16 protein-coding genes are annotated in these 24,297 nt (G+C 63.3%); 5 read left to right on the top strand and 11 right to left on the bottom strand.

All coding sequences use genetic code 11. The features are described from left to right. Position 1 precedes the first annotated feature (1 nt). From POF45_RS06545 to POF45_RS06565, 5 genes are all read right to left on the bottom strand, one after another. A complete protein-coding gene (locus POF45_RS06545) occupies positions 2-7,828 on the bottom strand; it encodes a non-ribosomal peptide synthetase (protein ID WP_282315382.1) in 7,827 nt (2,608 codons plus the stop codon). After that, positions 7,825-11,226, bottom strand: coding sequence for an amino acid adenylation domain-containing protein (locus POF45_RS06550; protein ID WP_282315383.1), 3,402 nt, complete (start codon positions 11,224-11,226; stop codon positions 7,825-7,827). The genes POF45_RS06545 and POF45_RS06550 overlap by 4 nt, the downstream gene beginning before the upstream one ends. Positions 11,227-11,461: 235 nt before the next feature. Then, positions 11,462-12,445 carry a TauD/TfdA family dioxygenase gene (locus POF45_RS06555; protein ID WP_259495280.1) on the bottom strand — a complete coding sequence of 328 codons (984 nt, stop codon included), beginning with the start codon at positions 12,443-12,445 and terminating at the stop codon, positions 11,462-11,464. Positions 12,446-12,484: 39 nt separating this feature from the next. Further along, a complete protein-coding gene (locus tag POF45_RS06560) occupies positions 12,485-13,225 on the bottom strand; it encodes a thioesterase II family protein (protein WP_282315384.1) in 741 nt (246 codons plus the stop codon). 93 nt (positions 13,226-13,318) lie between these two features. Continuing rightward, complete coding sequence (locus POF45_RS06565; protein ID WP_259495284.1) at positions 13,319-14,491, bottom strand: MFS transporter; 1,173 nt, start codon at positions 14,489-14,491, stop codon at positions 13,319-13,321. Positions 14,492-14,752: 261 nt separating this feature from the next. Between POF45_RS06565 and POF45_RS06570 the strand changes: the two genes are divergently transcribed. The 4 genes from POF45_RS06570 to POF45_RS06585 all read left to right on the top strand — a co-directional run bounded on the left by POF45_RS06570 (position 14,753) and on the right by POF45_RS06585 (position 19,304). Continuing rightward, complete coding sequence (locus POF45_RS06570) at positions 14,753-15,553, top strand: SDR family oxidoreductase (RefSeq protein ID WP_282315385.1); 801 nt, start codon at positions 14,753-14,755, stop codon at positions 15,551-15,553. Beyond that, positions 15,546-17,372 carry a glycoside hydrolase family 15 protein gene (locus POF45_RS06575; RefSeq protein WP_282315386.1) on the top strand — a complete coding sequence of 609 codons (1,827 nt, stop codon included), beginning with the start codon at positions 15,546-15,548 and terminating at the stop codon, positions 17,370-17,372. Before POF45_RS06570 ends, POF45_RS06575 begins: the two co-directional genes overlap by 8 nt. A gap of 510 nt (positions 17,373-17,882) precedes the next feature. Then, a complete protein-coding gene (locus tag POF45_RS06580) occupies positions 17,883-18,272 on the top strand; it encodes a hypothetical protein (RefSeq protein WP_259495288.1) in 390 nt (129 codons plus the stop codon). A 135-nt stretch (positions 18,273-18,407) separates the two neighbouring features. After that, positions 18,408-19,304, top strand: coding sequence for an alpha/beta fold hydrolase (locus POF45_RS06585; RefSeq protein WP_282316012.1), 897 nt, complete (start codon positions 18,408-18,410; stop codon positions 19,302-19,304). On the opposite strand, the gene POF45_RS06590 is transcribed toward POF45_RS06585, so the two are convergent. Then, positions 19,273-20,256 carry a GlxA family transcriptional regulator gene (locus POF45_RS06590; RefSeq protein ID WP_259495290.1) on the bottom strand — a complete coding sequence of 328 codons (984 nt, stop codon included), beginning with the start codon at positions 20,254-20,256 and terminating at the stop codon, positions 19,273-19,275. The genes POF45_RS06585 and POF45_RS06590 overlap by 32 nt on opposite strands. A 91-nt stretch (positions 20,257-20,347) precedes the next feature. Between POF45_RS06590 and inhA the strand changes: the two genes are divergently transcribed. After that, complete coding sequence (inhA, locus tag POF45_RS06595; RefSeq protein ID WP_259495292.1) at positions 20,348-21,031, top strand: isonitrile hydratase; 684 nt, start codon at positions 20,348-20,350, stop codon at positions 21,029-21,031. 137 nt (positions 21,032-21,168) lie between these two features. Here inhA and POF45_RS06600 read toward each other — a convergent pair whose 3' ends face one another. Genes POF45_RS06600 through POF45_RS06620 form a run of 5 tightly spaced genes read right to left on the bottom strand, consistent with a single transcriptional unit; the run spans position 21,169 to position 24,285 of the window. Continuing rightward, complete coding sequence (locus POF45_RS06600) at positions 21,169-22,143, bottom strand: fimbrial protein (protein ID WP_259495294.1); 975 nt, start codon at positions 22,141-22,143, stop codon at positions 21,169-21,171. Continuing rightward, complete coding sequence (locus tag POF45_RS06605) at positions 22,143-22,691, bottom strand: fimbrial protein (protein WP_259495295.1); 549 nt, start codon at positions 22,689-22,691, stop codon at positions 22,143-22,145. The genes POF45_RS06600 and POF45_RS06605 overlap by 1 nt, the downstream gene beginning before the upstream one ends. A gap of 11 nt (positions 22,692-22,702) precedes the next feature. Next, positions 22,703-23,182 carry a fimbrial protein gene (locus POF45_RS06610; protein WP_259495296.1) on the bottom strand — a complete coding sequence of 160 codons (480 nt, stop codon included), beginning with the start codon at positions 23,180-23,182 and terminating at the stop codon, positions 22,703-22,705. 13 nt (positions 23,183-23,195) lie between these two features. Then, positions 23,196-23,693, bottom strand: a complete 498-nt coding sequence (locus POF45_RS06615) for a fimbrial protein (protein WP_259495299.1) — start codon at positions 23,691-23,693, stop codon at positions 23,196-23,198. A 10-nt stretch (positions 23,694-23,703) separates the two neighbouring features. Next, on the bottom strand, positions 23,704-24,285 hold the full coding sequence (locus POF45_RS06620) for a fimbrial protein (protein WP_259495300.1): 582 nt from the start codon (positions 24,283-24,285) through the stop codon (positions 23,704-23,706). Positions 24,286-24,297 lie beyond the last annotated feature (12 nt).

Below are 24,297 nucleotides of genomic sequence, written 5' to 3' on the forward strand. Positions count from 1 at the left end.
CTCAAGAAATCAGTTTTTCCAGATCATCGAGGGATAGACGTTTGAGGGCCTCCAGGGATTTAGCCAATTCGTCCTGAACCGGCGACATTTCGACGCGCAACGCTTCTATCCGAGTGCAGAACGCTTGCAGCGTGTCGGTTTCGAACAGCTCCTTGAGTGCCACTTTGTCGCCCAGACGCTCCTTGATCCGGGTCACCACCAGGGTGGCCAGCAACGAGTGCCCGCCCAGCTGGAAGAAGTTGTCCGTGAGACCCACCTGCTCGACCTCCAGCACCTCCTGCCAGATGATTGCCACTTGCCGTTGCAGGTCCGTGTGCGGCGCCTCAAAGCGCTGCTGGATCGGACTGCCACCCATGGCAATCAGCGCCTTGCGGTCCAGTTTGCCGTTGGGGGTCAGCGGCACGCCGTCGATCAGGTGCAGGTGCCCCGGCACCATGTGCGCCGGCAAGCGGCCGCTCAGGGCCGAGCGCAGTTGTTCGACCAGCGCCTGTCGATCCACGTCCGGTTGCGCGGCCACCACATACGCTTGCAGGTGCTTGCCGGCGGCGCCGTCCTGGGCCAGGACCACGGCTTCACGGACCTCGGGCTGCTCCAGCAGTCGCGCTTCGATTTCGCTCAACTCGATGCGGAAACCACGGATTTTCACCTGATGGTCGGCGCGACCGATGTACTCGATCTTGTCGTCTGCACCCTGGCGTACCAGGTCGCCGGTGCGGTACAGACGCTCGCCGTTGCTGGCGAACGGGTCCGGCACAAAGCGCTCGGCGGTGAGTCCGGCACGCATCAGATAACCCCGGGTGACACCGGCGCCCGCCAGGTACAATTCGGCCGCGACGCCCGCCGGCAGCGGCTGCAACTGACTGTCGAGCAGGTAGGCGACGGTGTTGTCCAGTGGCCGGCCGATGTTGGCCTGACCGTGGGCGCTGCGCAGGGTGAACGTCGAGTACGTGGTGTCTTCCGACGGCCCATACAGGTCGTAGACCTGCTTGACCGAGGTGCTCGCGTACAGCGTGTCCACCAACGTCTGCTTGAGCGGTTCACCGGCCAGGTTGAGGGTGCCGACCGACGGCGGAATCTGCCCGGCACGCTGCAGGGCGGCAATCGCCGACGGCACGGTATTGATCAGCGTGACCCGCTCGTGGGCCGGCAAATCGGCCAGCGCCAGAGCGTTGTCCGCCAGCACCATGCAACCGCCGCAGGCCAGGGTGACAAAGATTTCCCAGACCGACAGGTCGAAGCAGATCGAGGTTGACGCCAGCACGCCGCGCAACTGCTCGGCGCTGTACACGCCCTCGGACCACTGGATCAGCGCCCCGAGGTTGCCATGGGTGATCGCCACGCCCTTGGGCTTGCCGGTCGAACCCGAGGTGTAGATGACATAGGCCAGGTTCTGCGCATCGAGGCGGATCGCAGGTGCCGTGGCCGGGAAATCATCCAGCCAGTCCAGACGCGGCTCGACCACCAGCACTTGCGCCGACAACGTCTCGGGCAACAGCGCCAGCGCCGCGGATTCGGTCAGCAGCACCGTCGCGCAGCTGTCTTCCAGCATGTGCAGCAGGCGCTCTTGCGGATAGTCCGGGTCCAGCGGTACATAGGCGCCGCCGGCCTTGAGGATCGCCAGCAAGCCCACCAGCATGTCCGGCGTGCGGCGCATGCACACGCCCACCCGCACTTCCGGGCCGACGCCCAGCGCTTGCAGTTTGTGCGCGAGGCGATTGGCGCGCGCATCGAGGCTGCGGTAATTGATCTGCTGATCGGCGAACAGGATGGCGTCCGCGTCCGGCTGGCGCTGTACCTGCGCCTCGATCCGTTGCAGCACCGTGCGTGAATCCGTCGCGGTAATGCTGGCCTTGCCCCAATCAGCGGCGACCTGACGTTGCCCGGCGTCCAGCAGTTGCAGCGCGCCCAGCGGCTGCGTGGCATCGGCAAGGAACTGGGTCATCAGGCTTTCGAGCTGAACGCTCAGGCCGGAGATGGTCGACGCATCGAAACAGGCCCGGTCGAAGCTCAGCCCAAGGCTCAATTCACGACCGGTCACCGCGACCAGCGTCAGCGGGTAGTGGGTCTGTTCCTGACGGGTAATGCCGGAAAATGCCAGACCGGTGGCCTCGCCCTGCTCCAGCGCTTCGGCCATCGGGTAATTTTCGAATACCAGAATGCTGTCGAACAACGAACCCGCACCCAGACCGGCCCAGCGCTGCACGTCGTAAAGCGGCGTGTGTTCGTGTTCGCGCAGGGCCAGGTTGAGGCTCTGCACCTGTTGCAGCCATTGACCTACCGCAATCTCGGCGGACGGCGCGGCCACCACCGGCAAGGTGTTGATGAACAGGCCAATCTGTTGCTCGACACCCGGCAAGTCGGTCGGACGACCGGCCACGGTGGCGCCGAACGCCACGCTGTCCTGACCGGTGTAACGCTGCAACAGCACCAGCCATGCGGCTTGCATCAGGGTGTTGAGGGTGACTTTCTGTTCCCGGGCGAAGCGGTTCAGGTCGGTCGTCAGTTGTTCGCTGAACACATGCTGGTGATCGGCATAACCGCTGCTCAGCGCCTGACGCGGCGCCATGGCACTGGCCAGACGGGTCGGCTCTTCAAGGCTGGCAAGCGCCGACCGCCAGAACGTGCGACTGGCCTGCGCATCGCGCTGGCCGAGCCACTGAATGTAATCGCGATAATGTCCCTGCGACGTGGCCGGGGTGATGCCGGCATAACGTTGCAGCACTTCGCCGAACAACTGCGAGGTGCTCCAGCCGTCCATCAGAATGTGGTGGCTGGTGTAGATCAGGTGATGCCGGTCGTCGCCGGTTTGCACCAGCAGCACGCGCAACAGCGGTGCCTGGTCCAGCTCGAAACCATTGGCCAGGTCATCCCGGGCCAACTGCTCCAGCGCCGTATCGAGATCAGCACGACCGCGCCAGTCCTGCACGCTCCACGGCATCTGCACCGTCTGGCGGACCACCTGCACCGCCGCCGCGGCGTCTTCAGGCCAGACAAACACGGTGCGCAGAATCTCGTGGGCATCGACCGTCTGCTGCCAGGCCTGGCGGAAACGCTCGGTGTCCAGATGCTGCACATCGACCCGCAACTGGTTGGTGTAGGCCGGGCCGTCGGGCTCGTTGACGCTGTGGAACAGGATGCCCTGTTGCATCGGCGACAACGGATACAGATCGCCGATGTCCCGCGCCGGCACCGGCAGTGCCGACAGCTGCGCCTGGGTCAGGCTCGCCAGCGCGAAGTCCGACGGGGTGACGCCAGCCTGCCCGCTGTCGCAGCAATGATCGATCAGCCGCTCCAGTTCATGGCGATAGGCCGTGGCCAGCGCTTCGATGGTGTGCGGGCGATACATGCCGGTGCCGAAGGTCCAGCTCAGTTCCAGCTCGCCGTCATACACCTGGCCATCGATGCTCAGCCAGTTGCCCAGCGGCGCCGCGCTGTCCTGAGTGGCGCCGGTGCTTTCGCCGGTGGGCACGAACAAGGCGCCGTCGGCGGCGCTGAACGCACCGTCGAACTGGCCCAGATAGTTGAACGTCACCCGTGGTTGTGCCATGGCCCGCAGCGGCTCGGCCTGGGTCAGGTAACGCAATACGCCGTAGCCGATGCCTTTGCCGGGCACCCCGCGCAGCTGTTCCTTGATCGCGCTCAGGGAATCACCTGGCGCGGCTTCAGGGGTCAGGCGCACCGGGAACAAGCTGCTGAACCAGCCGACAGTGCGGCTCAGGTCCAGGTCATCGAACAGGTCTTCACGGCCATGGCCTTCGAGCTGGATCAGCACCGACGGCTGCTCGCTCCAGTCGCACAGCACCCGCGCCAGCGCCGTCAGCAACAGGTCGTTGATCTGAGTGCGGTAGGCGGCGGGCGCGACCTTGAGCAGCTTGTGGGTCAGCGCCTTGCTCAGGCGCGAGGTGGCACGGGCAGCTTGCTGTTGGGTCTGGACAGACTGTGGGAAATCCTGCGGCAGCTGTGCCCCGACGGCGTCCAGCGTATGGCTCCAGTAATCGCGTTCAGCGGCCAGTGCTTCGCCCTGCCCGTAGCGATGCAGGTGCTCGGCCCAGCTCTGCAACGCGCTGCTTTTGCCCGGCAGCGCAATCGCCTTGCCCGCCGCCAGTGCGGTGTAGGCCTGCTGCAAATCTTCGAGCAGGATCCGCCAGGACACGCCGTCCACTACCAGGTGATGGATAACCAGCAACAAGCGCTGCGCGCCGTCAGGCAGATTCACCAGCAGCGCGCGCAACAAGCGCCCTTGTTGCAGGTCGAGACTGCGCTGAGCTTGATTCGCCAAGGCCGACAGATCGGCCAGGTCGTTCAGCTCACGCACCCACAGTAGCTCTGGATCACGCGGGCTCTGGAAGGTCGCTTGCCAACGGTCGCCGGACGCCTGGAAATTCAGCGCCAGGGCATCGTGATGCTCGATCAGGGCAGACAGGGCCGCCTTCAGATGACCGGCATCGAGCGCCGTTTGCGGTTGCAACATCACCGACTGGTTCCAGTGATGACGCTGGGCAATGTCCATCTCAAAGAACCGCGCCTGAATCGGCAGCAACGGCAGGGTGCCGCTGACCTGTTGTGGCGCAACCACCGCCGGCTTGGCCTCGATCAGTTTGGCCACCGCTGCCAGTTGGCCGATGGTCTGTTTCTCGAACAATTGCTTGGGGCTCAGCTTGATGCCCTGACGCTTGGCCCGGGCGATGATTTGCAGGCTCAGGATCGAGTCGCCGCCCAGTTCGAAGAAGTTGTCGGTGCTGCCCACGCGCTCAAGCTTGAGCACCTCGGCCCAGATCGCCGCGAGCTTCTCTTGCACCTCACCCACTGGCGCGACATAACGCTGAGTGACCAAGCCCGGCACCGGCAAGGCGCGTTTGTCCAGTTTGCCGTTGGCGGTGAGCGGCAGTTGGTCGAGCAGGACGATCTGCGCCGGCACCATGTAGTCCGGCAGACAGGCCTGCAACTGCTGACGCAGGTCCTCCACGGTCAGCGACGCGGCCGAGGCGGCCACGCACCAGGCGACCAGTTGCAGGCGCGATTCATCACCGTCCAGCGCCAGGGCCAGCACCGCGGCCTCGCTCACGCCATCGAGGCCGAGCAAGGTCCGCGCGACCTCGGCCGGCTCGACGCGATAACCGCGCACCTTGACCTGATCGTCGGCGCGGCCGATGAATTCCAGCGCCTGTCGCCGGTTGCGCCGCACCCGGTCACCGCTGCGATAGACCCGCGCACCGGCCGCGCCAAACGGATCCGGCAGGAAGCGCTCGGCGGTCAGGGCCGGCTGGCCCAGATAACCGAGGGCCACGCTGTCGCCGCCGATGTACAACTCGCCGGCCACCTGATCGGCGACGGCGTTGAGCACGTCGTCGAGTACGTAGACGTGTGCGCCCGGCAATGCTGCACCGACAGGGATGCTGCGGGCATCCGGATCGAGCGCGACGACTTCATGGGTCAGCACGCCGACCGTGGTTTCGCTCGGGCCATAGTGGTTGATGAAACGGCAGCCCGGTTTCAGTTCCCGCACCCGTTGCAGCAGTGCTGGCGAGCAGGCTTCGCCGCCGACGATCAGCGCGTGTTCGGGCAATACATCGGCGGCGCGAGTTGCCTGCAACAGTGCCGACAGATGCCCCGGCACGATTTTCAGCACGCCCACCCGGTGGGTCGCCATGTAGTCGGCAAAGCGGTCCGGGTCGAAGCCCAGTTCTTCCGGCAACACATGCAGCAGACGCCCGGAACACAAGGCGCCGAACAGCACGGTAAAGCCCAGGTCGGCGGCAATGGTCGAGACCAGCGCCATGCTCGCGTCCGGCGCCAGCGCCAGACGCTCCAGCGCCCCGCGCACGTAACTGGCCAGCGCGCCGTGGCTCACCAGCACGCCCTTGGGTTGCCCGGTGGAACCGGAGGTGTGAATCACGTAGGCCGGTGCCTGCGCCGACAGGTTCAGCGCAGGGCAGGTCAGCGGTTGGTCGTGCCACTGCGACGGCGCAAAGGCCAGGCCCGCGACGCCCAGCTGGGTGATGCGTTCGTCACCGTCAGCACACAGCAGCAGCCTTGCCTGGGCACTTTCGAGCATCGGCTGCAAGCGTGCGGCAGGCGCCTTGACGTCCAGCGGCATGTACACGGCCCCGGCCTTGAGAATCCCCAACACGCAGGTCAGCCAGTCCAGCGAGCGCTCCATCAGCACCGCCACCGGCTGGCCTGGCTGCACACCTTGGGCCTGCAAATAATGCGCGAGCTGATTGGCCGCCTGATCCAGCGCCTTGAAACTCAGGCTCTGTTCCAGCCCTCGGGCGGCCAACGCCTCGGGTTGCCGCGCGACTTCACGATCCCAGTGCTGCAACACCGGCAGCGCCGGCTCGCGTGGCGTGTCGGCCAATCGCACGGGCGGTGCGGCGACGTTGTGCAACGGCGCCTGCGGGGCCTTCAACAGTTCGCCGAACAGACCGAGCAACGCCGGGATAAAGCCTTCGATGGTCGAGCGTTGATAAAGGTCGCTGGCGTAGGTCATCTGCCCGTGGATCAGCGCGCCGTCGTCGGTGATGTCCAGCGCCAGGTCGAAGTGCGTGCCTTCCTTGTCCAGTGGGTATTCGGCAACGCTCAGGCCCGGCAGGTCCATCGCACGCTGTTTCTGCATGCCGACGTTCTGGTTGAACTTGACCTGGAACAGCGGGTTATGACCCAGGGTGCGCTCGGCGACCAGTTCGTCCACCAGTTGTTCGAACGGCAGTTCCTGATGCGCCTGGGCGCCGAACGATGCCTCGCGCACCTGCGCCAGCAGATCATTGAAACTGCCGCGCTCGTCCACCTGGCAACGCAGTACCTGAGTGTTGACGAAGAAGCCGATCAGCCCCTCGACTTCAGCCCGGCCACGGTTGGCATTGGGCACGCCGACGCGAATGTCCCGCTGCCCGGCCTGACGCGACACAAACAGCGAAAACCCGGCCAGCACCAGCATGAACAGACTGATGCCCTGGGCGCGGGCAAAAGCGTTGAGCTGGCGCGACAGGTCGGCGCCGAAATCGAAGCTCAGGGTCTGGCCTTCATAGCTCTGGTTCAGTGGTCGGGCAAAGTCCGCCGCCACGTCGAGCAATGGGTGTTCTTCACCCAATTGCTGACGCCAGTAGTCGAGTTGGCGTTCGCCCTCGCCGGCTTCCAGCCAGCGCCGTTGCCAGATCGCGTAGTCGGCGTACTGCAAGACCAGCGCCGGCAGTTGCGGTTCGCGCTCCAGGCTGAACGCCTGATAGCACTGCACGAACTCCTTGACCATCACGTCCATCGACCAGCCGTCGGAGACGATGTGGTGCATGCTCACCACCAGCACGAATTCATCATCGGCCAGGCAAAACAGGCTGGCACGCAGCAGCGGCCCGTGACGCAAATCGAACGGCTGCGCGGTGACCGCATTGACCTGCTGCGCCAGTTGCGCTTCGCGGTCTTGCGCAGCAATGCCCGACAGATCGATGCGTTGCAGCGCTATGTTCTGCTGGTCGAGGATCACCTGGGTCGGCTGCTCGCCGTCCGTGTGGAACACCGTGCGCAGCACCTCGTGGCGCGCCACCAGATGGTCGAAGGAGCGCAGCAGCGCCGACTCGTTCAGGTGCCCGTGCAGACGCAGGCCGGCGGCCATGTTGTAGGCGGCGCTTTGCGGCTCCAGCTGCCAGAGAAACAACAGGCGCTGCTGGGCAAACGACAACGGGATCTGCGCGCAGTCGTGACGGCTGACCGGCAACGGCAGCAGGCTGAAATCCTTGCCCTCCTCGCGCAACCTGGCCAGAAACAGTCGACGTTGCTCAAGCGGCAAACCGACGAACCTTTTAGCAATGCGTTCCGCCATAGTGCCGCTCATACGTCTACTCCCTCCAAAGAACTCATGAACTGATCCATGTCGGACCAGTCGTTATCCGTGGCAATGCCGGCCTGTTGTTCAAGCTCCAGCGCCAGATCACCCAGCAGCGGTTTCTCGAATAAAATGCGCAGCGGCAAGACCACGCCCAGTTGATGCTTGATCCGGCCAATCACTTGCGCGGCCAGCAGCGAATGGCCGCCCAGCTCGAAGAAGTGGTCGTCGAGACCGACCTGGGGAACCTGCAACACCTCGCGCCAGATCTGCGCCAGGCACTGTTCGGTATCGCTTTGCGGCGCTCGATAGTCGACCTGCAACTGGCTCGGGTCCGGTGCCGGCAAGGCCTTGCGGTCCAGCTTGCCGCTGGGGGTCAGCGGCAGGCGCGGCAACAGCAGCAAATGGCCGGGGACCATGTAGTCCGGCAGGCTGGCTTGCAGCAGGCCTCTGATTTGCTGACGGAAAACCGCCTGTTCGGCGGCGCTGTCGATGACCGCTTCATCGACGACCAGGTACGCCACCAGTTGCAGGCCGCCTGTCAGCGGCAAGGCCAGCACCACGGCTTCACGAATGCCCGCGCATTGCTGCAGGCGCGATTCGATTTCGCCCAGCTCGATGCGGAAGCCGCGAATTTTCACTTGATGATCGACACGGCCGACGTATTCCACGGCGCCATCGGCGCGCCGGCGGGCGCGGTCGCCAGTGCGGTACAGACGCTCGCCAGCGGCAAACGGGTCGGCGATAAAACGTTCAGCGCTGAGGGTCGGCTGCCGGTGATAACCACGCGCCAGGCCGGGGCCGCCGATGTACAACTCGCCCACTGCGCCTTGAGGCAGCAGGTTCAAATCATCGTCGAGCACGTAGAGACGCCGTTGCGCCAGACCGAGGCCAATCGGAATGCCGCGCCACGACACCGCTTCTGGTGTCAGCGCAGTGCAGTCGTGAATGGTCGAGACCACGGTGGCTTCGGTCGGCCCATAGGTATTGAGCAGGCGCACATGACCGAGCCCGGCGCGTTGCCACAGACGCAGACCGTCCACCGCCATCGCCTCGCCGCCGACGTGAATCTGGCGCAGGGCACCGAAATGCGCCGGCGGGTTGGCGGCGTAATCCTGCACCAGCCAGTACCAGTAGGCGGCCGGCAAGTCGGCCAGGGTGATGCCGTGTTCGAGGATCACCTGATGCAGCGTCGCGCTGTCCCACAACCGTGTGTCGCGCAGCACCACGCAGGCACCATGGCACAGCGGCGGGAAGAACTGCTCGACGAAACCGTCGAAGCTGCTGGTCGCGAACTGCAAGACGCGGTCGCCCTCGCGCAGGTCGCTGTAGTCGATGGCGCGTTCGATGAATTCGCTCAGTGCGCCATGGCTGACCGCCACGCCTTTGGGACGCCCGGTAGAACCTGAGGTGTAGATCACGTACGCGAGGTTCTGCGGATCGACCGCGACCGGCGGGTTGTTCTCGACATCACCGTTCGGCAGGCGATCCAGGCACAGGCAGTCGATGCCTTGCAGCGTGGGCAGGTGGGTCAGGGTTGTGCTGTCGGTCAGCAGCAGTTGCAGACCACTGTCATCGAGCACATGGCGCAAGCGCTCGGCCGGGGTTTGCGGGTCCAGCGGCACGTAGGCGCCACCGGCCTTGAGCACCGCCAGCAAGGCCACTGCCAGTTCCAGCGAACGACCGAGCGCCACCCCCACCAGCACGTCGGGGCCGACGCCTTTGGCGCGCAAGTGATGGGCCAGGCGATTGCTGCGCTGATTGAGTTCGGCGTAGCTCAAGGACGGCGCGGCTTCGTCTGCCAGAATCAGCGCCTGCGCCTGCGGCGTGCGCGCCACTTGCGCTTCGAACAGCTGCTGCACGCAAGGCAGCTGCGCTGGGCTGTCGGCGTTCTGGATCAAGCCGTCGCGTTCGGTCGCGGCCAGCATCGACAACTCGCCCAGCGGCTGTTGCGGATCGCGGCACACCGATGCCAGCAGGTTATGCCAATGCCCGGCGAGCGCGGCGATGGTCGATTCGTCGAAGATGTCGGTGGCGTAGGTAAAGGCGGCGAACAGGTGCTCGCCCTCCTCCCTTGTATCGAGCATCAGGTCGCTGGTGGCGGCATGTTGGCGGCCACTGCCGGCCAGTTGCGCCTCGCTCAGGTAGCCCACCTGCAAACCGCAATCGAGCTGTACCGCTTGCAGGTCGGTGACCAGCGGTTGGTGGTTGAACATCACCTGGAACAACGGGTTGTGGCTCTGGCTGCGGGCCGGTTGCAGGGCTTCGATCAGCGCGTCGAACGGCAGCTCCTGATGGGCCTGGGCACCCAGCGCGGCTTGGCGCAGGTTCTGCAACAGGTCGGCGAAACGGGTGTGCGCGGTCACTTCGCTGCGCAGGATCTGGGTGTTGACGAAGAAGCCGATCAGGCCTTCGGTTTCGCTGCGGGTGCGGTTGGCAATCAGGCCGCCGACGCGGATGTCGGTCTGGCCGCTGTAGCGATGCAGCAAGGTCTTGAACGCGGCCAGCAGCACCACGAACAGCGTCACGCCCTGACGTTGCGCGAGGTTCTTCAGGTCCTGGCGCAGGGCGCTGTCGATGACTTTTTCCAGGCGCGCGCCCTGATGACTGGATTGCGCCGGGTAGGCGCGGTCGGTCGGCAATTCGAGGACCGGATGCTCTTCGCCCAGTTGCGTGCGCCAGTAATCGAGCTGACGCTCGCGCTCGCCCGCCTCCAGCCAGCTGCGCTGCCACAGGGCGTAGTCGCGGTAGTGCACGGTCAAGACCGGCAGCGTCGGAGACTGGCCGGCGACGAGGGCATCGTAGGTTTTCATGAACTCGTCGATGAGGATGTTCATCGACCAGCCATCGGCAATGATGTGGTGCAGGGTCAGCAGCAGGACATGCTGGCGCTCGGCCAGGCGCAACAGGCGCAGGCTCAGCAGCGGCCCCTGTTGCAGGTCGAAGGCCTGAGTGGCTTCGGCCATCATGTGCTGCTGCGCACGGGCCCAGCGCTGGGCCTCGGGCACGGCGCTCAGGTCGGTGATCGCCAGCTTCAGTTCACGGGGCTCGCTGACCTGCTGGAAGGCACGTTCGCCCTCCTGACCGAAGGTGGTGCGCAGGCACTCGTGCCGCGCCACCAGCAGGCTGAACGCTTGCTCCAGCGCCTGGGGCTGCAACTCGCCGTCCAGGCGCACCGCCATCGGCAGGTTGTAGGCGGCGCTTTGCGGGTCCAGCTGCCAGAGAAACCACATCCGCTGCTGGGCGTAGGACAGGCCGTCACGCTCGGCGGCCCCGACACAGGCGGTCATGGGAAGCTGCGCAAAATCGATGCCTTCGCGGGCCATGCCGGCCAGGAACAAGCGGCGCTTGTCCTGTGGCAACTCGATAAAGCGGCGGGCTAGTTTCTGTGCGTCTGCGGCATTCATGCGTGAGGTCCTTGCTGATCGGCGGCGTGACCGGGAGACCCGGTCGTATCAACAAGAACGAATGACAAAGGGGATGATTTAGCGGGGGTGGGCGAAGCGCTCAGGCCAGGAGCCATAACCCGTGTGGGAGCGAGCCTGCTCGCGAAGGCGGTGTGTCATCCGACATCAATGTAGCTGACACACCGCTTTCGCGAGCAAGTTCGCTCCCACAGTGGGTGAGTAGGGTGTTTGAGGGTCAGAACTCGTCCTGAGAATGCCCCTGCGCCATGGCGACGATCACTTTGCGCGGGCCTTCGAAGGGTGAGCGGGCGTGGGCCGAGAGCATGTTATCGAGCATCAGCACATCGCCTGCCTGCCAGGGGAAGCTGATGGCGCAGTCGTCGAGCACCGCACGAATCTCGCTGAGCACGCTGTCTTCGATGGGCGAGCCGTCGCCGTAATAGACGTTACGCGGCAGGTCTTCTTCGTCGACGATGTCCAGCAGGCTTTCACGCACTTCCGGTTGCAGGTTGGAGATGTGGAACAGGTGCGCCTGATTGAACCAGACCATCTCGCCCGTCACCGGGTGACGCGCCACCGCCTGGCAGGTCTGGCGGGTGCGCAGTTCGCCGTCGTCCTTCCACTCGCAAAGGATGCCGTGGGCCTGGCAATAGGCTTCGGCCACGGCCCGGTCTTCGGTGTTGAACACGTCTTCCCAGGCCACGTCCAGCCCGTTGCCGAAGTTGCGAACGTACATCAGGCCCTTGCTGACAAAGCGTTCGCGGATCGCCGCCGGAATGCGTCGATACACTTCGCGACTGTCGGCAATCGGCGTTTCGCCACCGGACCTGGCGGCGATCATGCTGTAGAACCAGATGCGCATCGGCCAGTCCCGGGAATAGGCCTGTTCGTTGTGCAACGGAATGCTTTGATGCGCCGGGTACTCGGTGGAGGTATAGACCCCCTGAGTCACGTTGGTGCGCGGCGTCGAGCCAAACTCGTAGTTGAGCAACGGGTGCCCGAAGCTGGCGGCGAACTGGCGGAACGGCTCGGCACCGTCGAGCTTGAAGCCGCGAAACAGAATGCCGCCATCGCGCAGCAAATGCTCATCGACCAGCGCGTTCAATTCATCGAACACCGCCAACAGGCTGGTATCCGGCTCGCTCGCCTCTACCAGCAATGGCAAGCGTCCGCGCTGCGGCAACAAGGGCCGAACGGAAAATCCCACAGCAACACCCATGACGGGCCTCCTGTAAACAGTCAATAAGTGAACCGCGCGCTAGTAAGCCGGCGCCGCCAGCTGCGCGTGACGGCGGTGATGGACTTCCAGATGGTTCTTGATGATCCGGATGACCTTGGCCTCATGTTCATGAATGAAGAAGTGCCCGCCGGTCATCATGTCCACCGAGAAACTGCCCTGGGTTTCCTTGCTCCAGCCGATCAACTGTTCGGTGGTGGCCTTGTCTTCCTTGCCGCCGAGCACATGCACGGGGCACTTGAGCAGGGGTCGCTGCATCGGACGAAAGCGCCCGCACAGCATGAAGTCGGCACGCAGGATCGGCAGCGTCAGGCTCATCAGTTCCTGATTGCCCAGCACTTCTTCGCTGGTGCCCTGAAAGGTGCGCAACTGCTCGATCAACTGGTCGTCGCTTTGCGCTTCGGCGAAACCCCGGTCGTAGTCGCTGCGCATGCTCGGGGCGGCGGTGCCGGAGGCGAACAGCGCCACCGGTTCCGGGGCACCAAGGGCACGGAACGCATGGGCCATCTCGCAGGCGAGCAAGGCGCCCAGGCTGTGGCCGAACAGTGCATAAGGCGCCTGCAATGCCGGCTTGTGTTCCCGGGCCAGTTGCAGCGCCAGGGCGCGCATGTCGGTTTGCAGGGGTTCGTCGTAGCGGGCGCCGCGACCGGGCAGCTCCACCGGTTGCAGTTGCAGCCAGGGCGGCAATTGGCGCCGCCAGCGGCTGTAGACCATGGCGCTGGCGCCCGAATAGGGCAGGCACAGCAGTGTCAGTTTTGTCACCGCATTTACCTCAATGGGTTATCTGTAAAAGAGAACGGATGAGGCACGGCGCGAATTAGTCCGGGGCGTCGGCGGGCCGCCACCGACAGGCGGTCATTTCAAATGGCGGAAACTCTGCACGGCCGATCCCAGCACCACCGCCCCTGCCGCAATCGCCAGCCAGAAGCCACTGCGCGCACCGAAAGCGTCCACCAGCCAGCCGGAGCTGGCGGCGCCGATGGCCACGCCGACACTCAGGCCGGTCACCAGCCAGGTCAGGCCTTCGGTGAGTTTGGCCGGCGGCACGATCTGCTCGACCAGCGCCATGGCGACGATCAACGTCGGCGCGAAGAACAGCCCGGCGACGAACACGGCCAGTGACAGCCCGAAAATATTGGTCGCCAATAACAGCGGCAAGGTGGTGACCGCGGTCGCCACCCCGCCATACAGGAACAGGCGTGGCAGCGGCACCTTGGAACGCAGAGCACCGAACGCCAGCCCCGCCAGGCACGAACCGATGGCGTACACCGACAGCACGATACTCGCCGCCGCCGGCTGCCCCTGTTGCTGGGCGAAGGCGACGCTGACCACGTCCACCACGCCGACAATGGTGCCCATGGCCGTCATCAACAGCATCAGCAGGCGGATTTCGCCGGAGCGGATGATCGAGCCCTGATGCTCGGACTCGTGCGGGTGCACAGGCGGCTCGGTGCCGCGTTGCACTACGAATGCCGTGACGCCGATGGCCAGCGCCAGCAACGCCGCCAGCGGTCCGGCCTCGGGGAACGCCACCACGCACAGCCCCACCGACAGCGGCGGCCCGACAATGAAACACACTTCATCCAGCACCGATTCCAGCGCATAAGCGGTCTGCAATTGCGGCTGGCCGCGATACAGCTCGGTCCAGCGCGCCCGCACCATCGCCGACATGCTCGGCATGCAACCGGCGATGGCAGCGAACACGAACAGCGTCCAATGCGGCGCCTGCAAGCGGGTGCAAAGCAACAGCAGCAACAGCGAACCGCCGCCGAGCAAGGCGGATACCGGCAGGATCCGGCCCTGGCCGAAGCGGTCCACCAGCCGTGACACCTGCGGTGCGCAGAATGCCGTGGCCAGGGCGAAGGTCGCCGCGACGGCGCCGGCCAGCCCGTAGCCGCCGTGCAGCTGCGAGAGCATGGTGATCAGGCCGATGCCGGTCATGGAAATCGGCATGCGCGCAATCATCCCGGCGATGACAAAAGCACGGGCGCCGGGGGCGTTGAAGAGTTCGCGGTAGGGGTTTGCCATGGGGGGCGGGGCCTTGAGCTGGGTGTGCAAATTGCCACAAAGGCTGGTTGAGGGGAAAGGGTTGAAATGTTGGTTGAATGTTAAGGCCCCATCGCGAGCAAGCTCGCTCCCACAGTAATTTTGTGAACGCCACAGATCCCCCGTGGGAGCGAGCTTGCTCCCGATGAGGCTGACACTGCCACCACACAACCGAGCACAAATGAACTCTCTGCCACAGCATCAGTCAGCTAAATAAGCCCTCACCTCAAGGCGCTAACCTCCATGCTGATTTCCCTCGACCAACAAGTGGCCCTGATCACCGGCGCCAGTTCCGGCATCGGTGCCGGTGCCGCCAAGGCACTGGCCGCTGCCGGTGCCGCCGTCGTCCTCAACTACAACGCCCAGGCCGCACCCGCCGAAGCACTGGCCAAGCAGATCAACGACAGCGGCGGCCGCGCCATTGCCATTGGTGCCGACGTGTCCAGGGAAGAGGACGTTGAACGGCTGTTCGCCCAGACCCTCGACGCCTTCGGCACGCTGGACATTCTGGTGGCCAACTCCGGCATGCAAAAAGACGCCAACGCCGTGGACATGAGCCTGGCCGACTGGAATCAGGTAATCGGCGTCAATCTCACCGGCCAGTTCCTCTGCGCCCGCGCCGCCCTGCGGATCTTCAGTCAACAGGGGGTGCGCGAAGGCGTGTCCCGCGCCGCCGGCAAGATCATCCACATGAGTTCGGTGCACCAGCGAATTCCCTGGGCCGGCCACGTCAATTACGCCGCGTCCAAGGGCGGCGTCGACATGCTGATGCAGACCCTGGCCCAGGAAGTCAGCCAGCAGAAAATCCGCATCAACAGCATCGCACCGGGGGCGATTCGCACGGCGATCAACCGCGCCGCCACCGAAGGCGACGCCGCGCTGGAACTGCTCAAACTCATCCCCTACGGGCGTATCGGCGACGTCGAGGACATCGCCAACGCGGTGGTGTTTCTCGCCTCTGATTTGTCCGACTACATCGTGGGCACCACTCTATTTATCGACGGCGGCATGAGCCTCTATCCGGAGTTCCGTGGCAATGGCTGATCATCACCTCGAACGACAAAGCCCAATCGACGCCCACGGCATCATCGGTGACATGCGCAGTGCGGCGCTGGTCAACGACAAGGGCAGTGTGGATTTTTTCTGCTGGCCGGAATTCGACAGCCCGTCGATCTTCTGCTCGCTGCTGGACACGCCCGAGGCGGGGATTTTTCAACTGTCCCCCGATCTGCCCGATGCTCGCCGTGAGCAAATCTACCTGCCGGACACCAATGTCCTGCAAACCCGCTGGCTCAGTGATCGCGCCGTGGTGGAAGTCACCGACCTGCTGCCCATTGGGGACACTGAGGATGACCTGCCGGTGTTGATGCGTCGGGTGCGGGTAGTCAGCGGCACGGCGACGATGCACATGCGGTGCGCGGTGCGCCACGATTACGCACGCGCCAGGACGCGTGCAGGCATGGATGCCAAGGACGTGACGTTCGCGGCCGACGGGCAGCCGTCGATGCGCCTGAGGTCGGATCAAATCATGAGCACCGACGCTGACGCCGCGGTGGCTACGTTCACCCTGACGCAGGATCAGAGCGCCGAATTCCTGCTCGGTGGCATCGACGACCCACGCTTCAAGGAAGGCGGCGCTGTCATGTGCATGGAACGCACGCAGAAGTTCTGGCGCGACTGGATCGGCCAGTCCAACTACCGTGGCCGCTGGCGTGAAATGGTCAACCGCTCGGCGCTGGCGCTGAAACTGCTGACCTCACGCAAACACGGCGCGATCCTCGCCGCCGCGACCTTCGGCCTGCCGGAAACCCCCGGCGGCGAACGCAACTGGGACTACCGCTACACCTGGATTCGCGACGCCTCGTTCACCATCTACGCGTTCATGCGCCTGGGGTTTGTCCAGGAGGCCAACGACTACATGCGCTGGATGCGCGGTCGGGTCAGCGATTGTCATGGCCAGCCGATGAAACTCAATATCCTCTACGCCATCGACGGCCGTCAGGAATTGCCGGAAACGGAGCTGACGCACCTGTCCGGCCACGGCGGCGCGAAACCGGTGCGCATCGGTAATCAGGCTTACGATCAGGTGCAACTCGATATTTTCGGCGAACTGATGGATGCGGTGTATCTGGTCAACAAATACGGCGAAGCCATCTCCCACGAAGGCTGGAGACACACCATCGAAGTGGTCGATCAAGTCTGCGAGACCTGGGAACAAAAGGACGTCGGCATCTGGGAGATGCGCGGCGAAAAACACGACTTCCTGCATTCACGATTGATGTGCTGGGTGGCCGTGGACCGGGCGATCCGCCTGGCCTCCAAACGCTCCCTGCCCGCCCCGTTCGCCCGCTGGGACCAGACCCGCCAGGCGATCTACGCCGACATCTGGAACAACTTCTGGAACGAAGAGCGCGGGCATTTCGTCCAGTACAAAGGCGGCACCGCCCTGGACGGCTCCATGCTGCTGATGCCGCTGCTGCGATTCGTCAGCGCCAAGGACCCGCGCTGGCTGTCGACGCTTGAAGCCATCCAGAAAACCCTGGTGCGCGACGGCATGGTCTACCGCTACCGCAACGATGACACCGAAATCGACGGCCTGGTCGGCACCGAAGGCGCCTTCGCCGCCTGCTCGTTCTGGTACGTCGAATGCCTGGCCCGCGCCGGCCAGGTGGACAAGGCGCACCTGGAATTCGAACAACTGCTGCGCTATGCGAACCCGTTGGGACTGTATGCCGAGGAGTTCGATAACCATGCACGGCATTTGGGCAATACCCCGCAAGCGCTGACACACCTGGCGCTGATCAGCGCGGCGAGTTTTCTGGATCGGAAGTTGAGTGGGGAGAAGAATTATTGGCAGCCGTGAGGGGGCCCTTCCGAACCACAAAACACCCGCTGAGCAACACAATCCCTGTGGGAGCGAGCCTGCTCGCGATGGGGCCATGGAGCAATGCGCAAAAATTGCTCGCCAGGCCCTGTCATCCCCAGCCACTACAACATGTCGGAAATATCCCCTTTTCAGGTCAAATCCGTCGGATCGATACTTTAAAACATAAACGACTGCCTATGCCTGTAGCGATACGACCTTCCCTGTTCGGGCATGCAGCGACCCTGTGGCCTATGGTTTTCCTCCCGGGAAATTCCTGTATTTAAAGCATTTACGCTTATGGAGCTGCCGATCGCTGCAACCTCCATCTGGACGAATCCACGTAGAACGCCGACCGACACAAAACAAACAAATCCCCCGCCATCCCCTCCTGCCGCTCGTCCAAACATCCTGAAATGCCTTGTTGCCAGCTGTTACATCCCCCCCTAACATCCATCGCCAACGGGCACAGCGGAGCTGTCCAATAAAACCCGAATTCAAGGAACGAGAATGACCGTGCGTATCCACCGCCCCATCGATACTCCACTGCGATCCGGCCTGAACCGGGACGAGTTGTGGGAAGCCCATGACAAGGGCCTGATCAAATGCTGGGAAATCGGCCGCCAGCGCGCCGCCCGCTTCCCCGGCCTCGCCAGGCAGTGCCTCGCCGGTGAACTGCCGGTGCTGGGCTGGAAAGGTGGCGTGAGTCGCAGCCTGAAGAAACTCGAAAAGTACGGCTCGCTTAAGTACCTGGCGCAGTGGCAGGGGCTGCGCGGGGAGGATCTGGACGTTGATCTGGGGGAAGAGCGGGCCTTGACCTGTTCCCGGACGAAGATGGCGGTGACGTTTACGCCGGATCGGTCGAAGTATTTCAATCAGGTGGCAGAAGTGGAAGCCTGAGGTTCGGCGCTGTTTAAAGGGGGGAGCGCTTCGTACTCCAGTGGGAGCGAGCGCCCTCGCCACGGGTTTCGCGAAGACTGAGTTCCGATCGTCTAAAGTTGCAGGGTGCTTTTTTTCTGGAGTCCCCCTGTGACCATGCCACCCGCAATCCAGTACGTGACGACGCCAAATCTGCATGTCGCCTACGAATCCCACGGCCCAACGACCGGCGATCCCGTCATCCTGCTCCACGGCTTCCCCTATTCCCCGCGTGGCTACGATGCCATCGCTCCGGCCCTCTCCGCACGGGGTTATCGTGTCATCGTGCCGTATCTGCGCGGCTATGGTCCGACCCGTTTCACCCGCCCCGATGTTCCGCGCTCAGGTCAGCAAGCGGCGCTCGCCCAGGACTTGCTCGATTTGATGGATGCACTGGCCATCAAGCAAGTCGCCCTGTGCGGTTATGACTGGGGTGGTCGGGCGGCGTGTGTTGTGGCGGCGCTGGATCCGCAGCGGGTTCGCTGCCTGGTCACGGGAGATGGCTACAATGTGCAGGACATTCCCCGCTCCACGCAGCCGCTGGACCCGGTCACCGAGCATCGCCTCTGGTATCAATACTACTTTCACACGCCGCGCGGCGTTGAAGGTCTGACGCAAAATCGCCGGGCGCTGTGTGAGTTGCTTTGGCAGTTGTGGTCGCCGACCTGGGCCGAAGGTGCCGAGCGCTATCCGCTGAGTGCGCCGGCCTTTGACAACCCGGATTTCGTCGAGGTGGTGATTCATTCCTACCGCCATCGCTTCATGTACGCGCCCGGCGATCCGTCGTTGGAATGGATGGAGCAGGCCCTGGCGCGACAACCGGCGATCGGCGTACCGACAATTTCCCTGTGCGGCGCTGAAGACGGTGTCGGGCCTGCTTCGGCAATCGACGAAGACATCGAGCATTTCACCGGGCGCTATGAGCGCCGGGTGCTGGCGGGCGTTGGGCATAACATTCCCGAGGAAGCGCCGCAGGCGACACTCAAGGCGTTACTGGATCTGTTGCAGGGCTAACTGAAAACCGTTCGCGATAGGCCTGCGGCGTCACGCCCATGGCCCGCAGGAAATTGCGTCGTAATGTCTCTTCGCTGCCGAACCCACATTGCACGGCCACCCGTTTGATCGCGACCCCGGTGTCGCTGAGCAGGCGGCGGGCAGTTTCCACCCGGATCAGTTCTATAGCGCGGGCCGGGGTCTGGCCGGTGTCGGCCCGATAATGGCGGATGAAACTGCGTTCGCTCATGCCCGCTTGAAATGCCAGGGTCGGGATGCCGAGGTCTTTGGTGAGATTTTCGCCGATCCAGGCGTGAAGATCGTCGAAACGCTTGCCCTTCTGTTGCAGTGACAGGGTCACGCTGAACTGTGACTGGCCGCCGGGGCGTTTGAGAAACACCACCAGCTGCCGGGCCACGTCCAGGGCCATGGTCCGGCCAAGGTCGGCTTCGACCATGGCCAGCGCCAAATCAATGCCGGCAGTCACCCCCGCCGAGGTCCAGACCGGACCGTCGTTGATGAAAATCGGATTGGGTTCGACCTGAAGCAATGGGTGTTTCTGCGCCAACTCTTCGCATCGGGTCCAGTGGGTCACCACTCGCCGGCCGTCGAGCCAGCCGCTGGCCGCCAGCAAGAACGCCCCGGTGCACACCGAAGACACGCGCCGGCAACCTGCTGCATGCTCACGTACCCACGCCACCAGCTGTTCGTCTTCTGCTGCTGCGTAGACGCCCCAGCCACCGGCGACGATCAGGGTGTCGCTGGCCGTTTCGGGCAATGGCTCGGCCAGCATCGCCAACCCGGCAGATGACATCACCGCCCCACCACCGCTGGCAATCACCAGCGGCGCATAGGGTGCGGGCTGGCCCTGCTGCCGGGCGATGTCGTTGGCTGAGGCGAAGACTTGCAGTGGCCCGGTGACGTCCAGCAACTGCACATTGGCAAACGCAAGTACGTGAATGGCTTTCGGCATGATTGGCGTAATTCGTGGGGTTATTGGCGTATACGCCAAATCCTACGAGCCTACAGTGAAGCCGTCTATCCCACCCCGGAGAAAAAATGCCATGACGTTGCAGATCGGTTTTTTGTTGTTTCCACAGGTTCAACAACTGGACCTGACTGGCCCTTACGATGTGCTCGCCTCGTTGCCGGATGTAAAAGTGCACCTGGTCTGGAAAGACCTGATGCCGATCACCGCCAGCACCGGCCTGGTGCTCAAACCCACCACTACTTTTGAAGACTGCCCGGCACTGGACGTGATTTGCATTCCCGGCGGCAGCGGTGTCGGGCCCTTGATGGAGGATGAACAGACGCTGGACTTCATCAAGGCGCAAGCGGCGGCTGCGCGGTACGTCACCTCGGTCTGCACCGGCGCCCTGGTGCTCGGCGCGGCGGGCCTGCTCAAGGGCAAGCGCGCTACCACGCACTGGGCCTTTCACGATCTGCTGGCACCGTTGGGTGCAACGCCGGTAAAGGATCGGGTGGTGCGCGACGGCAATCTGCTGACAGGCGGCGGCATCACGGCGGGGATCGATTTTGCCCTGACGTTGGCGGCGGAGCTGTTCGATAAGGACACGGCGCAGTTGGTGCAGTTGCAGCTGGAGTACGCGCCAGCGCCGCCATTTGCATCGGGCAGCCCGCAGACGGCACCGGATTCGGTATTGCAGGAGGCGAACAGACGAACAGCAGTGTCGTTAAGGCAGCGTGGGGAGATCGTCCATAGAGTGGCCGAGCGGCTTGGCCTATAGGCACGGGTCTCTACACCGCTACGGCCTGCGGCTGGTTATCCAGCCGATGGCCGCGTTGGCAACACCTGCCACCGCTCCCCTGTCCAGAAGATTGCACGATGAAACGACGTGGCTTCGGCCTTAGCCTGGTGCGTGTGTCATGGCACACCCATCACGAGTACACCGCTCCCGTTTATGGGCCCGGCGGCAGGCAGGGACCCTGCACGCCTGACAAGAGAAAACATCACATCGTCGCCCCCCGAGTTGTTGGTAATCTGGCTCTGGAACGAACCGTTGACTCGCACCGCAGCCCCCCCACGGACAAGGGCGGTCCCCACATCCGGATTGCTCATCGTCAGCAGGCTCGTGCTGAACGAGGACGGCGTGCCTTGGTAGGTGATGGTGATCGGGCTGGTAACACTCCCCGGGCCGGGGCATGAATAGTTCAGCCGTTGGTTCATGCGAACGGTCGATGTCAGCGGATCAGTGCCGATCGCCCTCTGATGCACCTCGTTGAAGTCGATCACGATCAGGTTGTTATTGTTGATCGTACAAGTTGAGGGGGAGATGGTGAAGTTGTTGGCGGCGGTGTAAACGAGCCTTAAAGTTCTCCAGGTGGGGTCATAATTGTTGGTCTGGTCGAGACGCAACGTGCCAAGAATGTCGCCTGTTCGAATATCGATAGGTGTCACTGGATTGTTGCGCAGCAAAATATAGGGCGTTACATTGACCGGAACAGCGGCAGCATTATTCGGCATGGTCGCAATCCGAATCCCCCCCGGAACAGGGGCGTTGTAGAACGTTCCGTTTATTCGCAAGCCGGAGCCCAAGTGGCTGAACTTCGCGCCGGCTGTCCAGGCCGGGCCGAATGTTGTACCGGTTGCCCAGTAATCCTGCGCAGGATTTGGGGTAGACCCCTCAGGGGTGAATCGGCACTCAAGCCTCGCCCCTTCAAGCAGGATACGGGTTGTGTCCGTGTCCGCCCGGACAGTCACCCGGACCTGGAAGTCCACACCATCGCCCGTATTGACCTCTAGCCAGGCTCCGCCATCTATGCGGCATTGATTGGCTTTCACGGTCGTAGTCACACTGATCAGGCCGAGAAGTACAATGATTCCATAGAGTCGTTTCATTACGGATAATCCAGTGTAAAAATAGAGCTCACCCTGTAGGCACCATGCCCAATGGTCTGATCCCTGATGGCATTCGGCTCGCCCTGCACATAGGCTTTGAGCTCAATGATGTTGTTGCCATTGGTCAACCGCTGTTCGTCGCTGGCGGTATTGACGGGCAATAGCCTGTTGTTCAACGTCTCAATACCGAGCCCGATACCTGAGGCACCGCTTCCACCATCCAGTGCGAACAACCCGGGCAGCTCACGGTTTTCCACACCGCCGAACGTGATGCTGACCGACTCGCTGATCGTGGTGTCACAGTCGTCCAGGTGCAGTCTGAAACCTTTGCCTACCGTGCGCGTGTTGATGTAGAGGTGCTTGCTGGCAACGTCCCAGAGTTCCAGCGTGATTGCCTCGTCACCAGGCCGGATCGTGCAGGCCTGCTCGACCAGGTTGCCCTTGAATCTCAGGTTGTCCGCCGCGTGCCCAGTGGAGGTCAGGCCGACGGTCAGCAGTATTGCCAACCCGGCGCATGACCAGCCCTTTTGAACCCTTTCATGTCGCATAGACTCGACTCCTACTGGTATTCGGCCAACAGCGTGGCCACCGCCGTAAACCTGGCGGGGGCCAGAACAGAACCCGGCTGCTTGACGGGTACCACTTCCAATGTCGGCGGTGACGACAAGGTGATGTCCAGCGGCGTATTGAGTCGAAACGGCACGTTGTTTTGAAACAGCCGAATACCCAGTTCGGGCACACTGGTCTGCACCGCTGTGTTGTCAAACGTCGTGGCGGTGCCGTTGATGCTCAACCTCAGCAACCACGGCAGCGTGGAGGGGCCACATCGGATGGTGTAGCCGACCGTCCTGCGGTATTTCACACCGTCGACACGCTTTGTGCCGACATCGCCAAAGTCCACTTCAATCGTGCTTCCAGAATCAATGGTGCAAGGAGGGGGCTCGTTCAGCGTGCCGCTGAACGTCACGTTGGCCGACGCACCACTGCAAAGGCCGATTGAACACAAGGCGAGCAATGCTCGCTGCGACCAAAAAGTCATTGATCGTTCCTCATTATTGGTACTCGACCACAAGGGTGGCGGTGGCATCAAATGCCCCTCCCGTCAGCGTGCTGCCCACGCGTTTGACCGGTACTGCCTGCACGACGGGGAAGTTGGGATGGGTAAATCTCACGGTCGTATTCAGAGGCCAGTCAGCACCGTTGACGAACAGCTTTACCCCAAGGTCCGTCTTGCGGGTCAAGAGCACATTGCTATCAAACGCCGCGCCAACGCCCTTGAGCTCCAGGGTCATCGCATTGCTGTAGACGGGGGGCGTGCAGCTGACGGTATACGGCACATCCCGGCGATACGTGACGCCGTCGATGCGTGTCGTATGCAGGTCATTGCCGAACGGCACATTGAGCGTACTGCCGCCGTTAATCACACACGGCGGAGGCGCAATAATGACTGCGCGGATGGTCAGGTTGGTTGCCGCCTGCCCACTCTGGCTGACGGCCCACAGCAGGCCCCCTCCGATAAACATGGCCCGCGAGCCGGTTAACTTAGCCATCGCTCTGCCCTTACTCATAGTTGAGCCTGAAATCCACCACGGCCCGAAATGCCCCGCTGGTCAATGGCGCGGAAGTGCGCGTGGGCTGGACATTCCAGGTTTGAGTACTGTCGCCCAAGGGCAAAAACAACGGCTCGCCCCTTGAGCCCAGCTGCACGTCCCGCCCCTCGGCATCGGTCAAACGCAGGCCCATCCCGGTGATGCCCTGCACCTTGACCAGCCGTGGATCATCGGCATCGGCGGGCGCGTCAAACGCCACCGACAACACGGGTTGGTGGGCACTCCATGTCAGGTTCCCCGTACGCTCATTGGCGATTTTGCCGGCAGTTCGCTGGCAATCCTTGAAACGCAGCTGGAATGCCTTGGCGGTCGCCTGATCCCCAGGCCGTTGCAGCTGGCCGGCGGAGATGGCGCCCAGATCAATCGTTTGATGAATGGATGTCATCTCCAGGCTGCAAGGCATTTCATGCATGGCCCCACGAATATTCAGCCTGCCCACCATGCCCTCGATCTCTTCTTCATCCAGGGCGTGCGCGCTTGCCATCAAGGCCAGTAACAGACAGCCCAGGACCTTCACGTTGTCTAACTTCATGACTTTCTCCGG

Source organism: Pseudomonas fungipugnans, from assembly GCF_029955235.1.
Classification (GTDB): domain Bacteria; phylum Pseudomonadota; class Gammaproteobacteria; order Pseudomonadales; family Pseudomonadaceae; genus Aquipseudomonas; species Aquipseudomonas fungipugnans.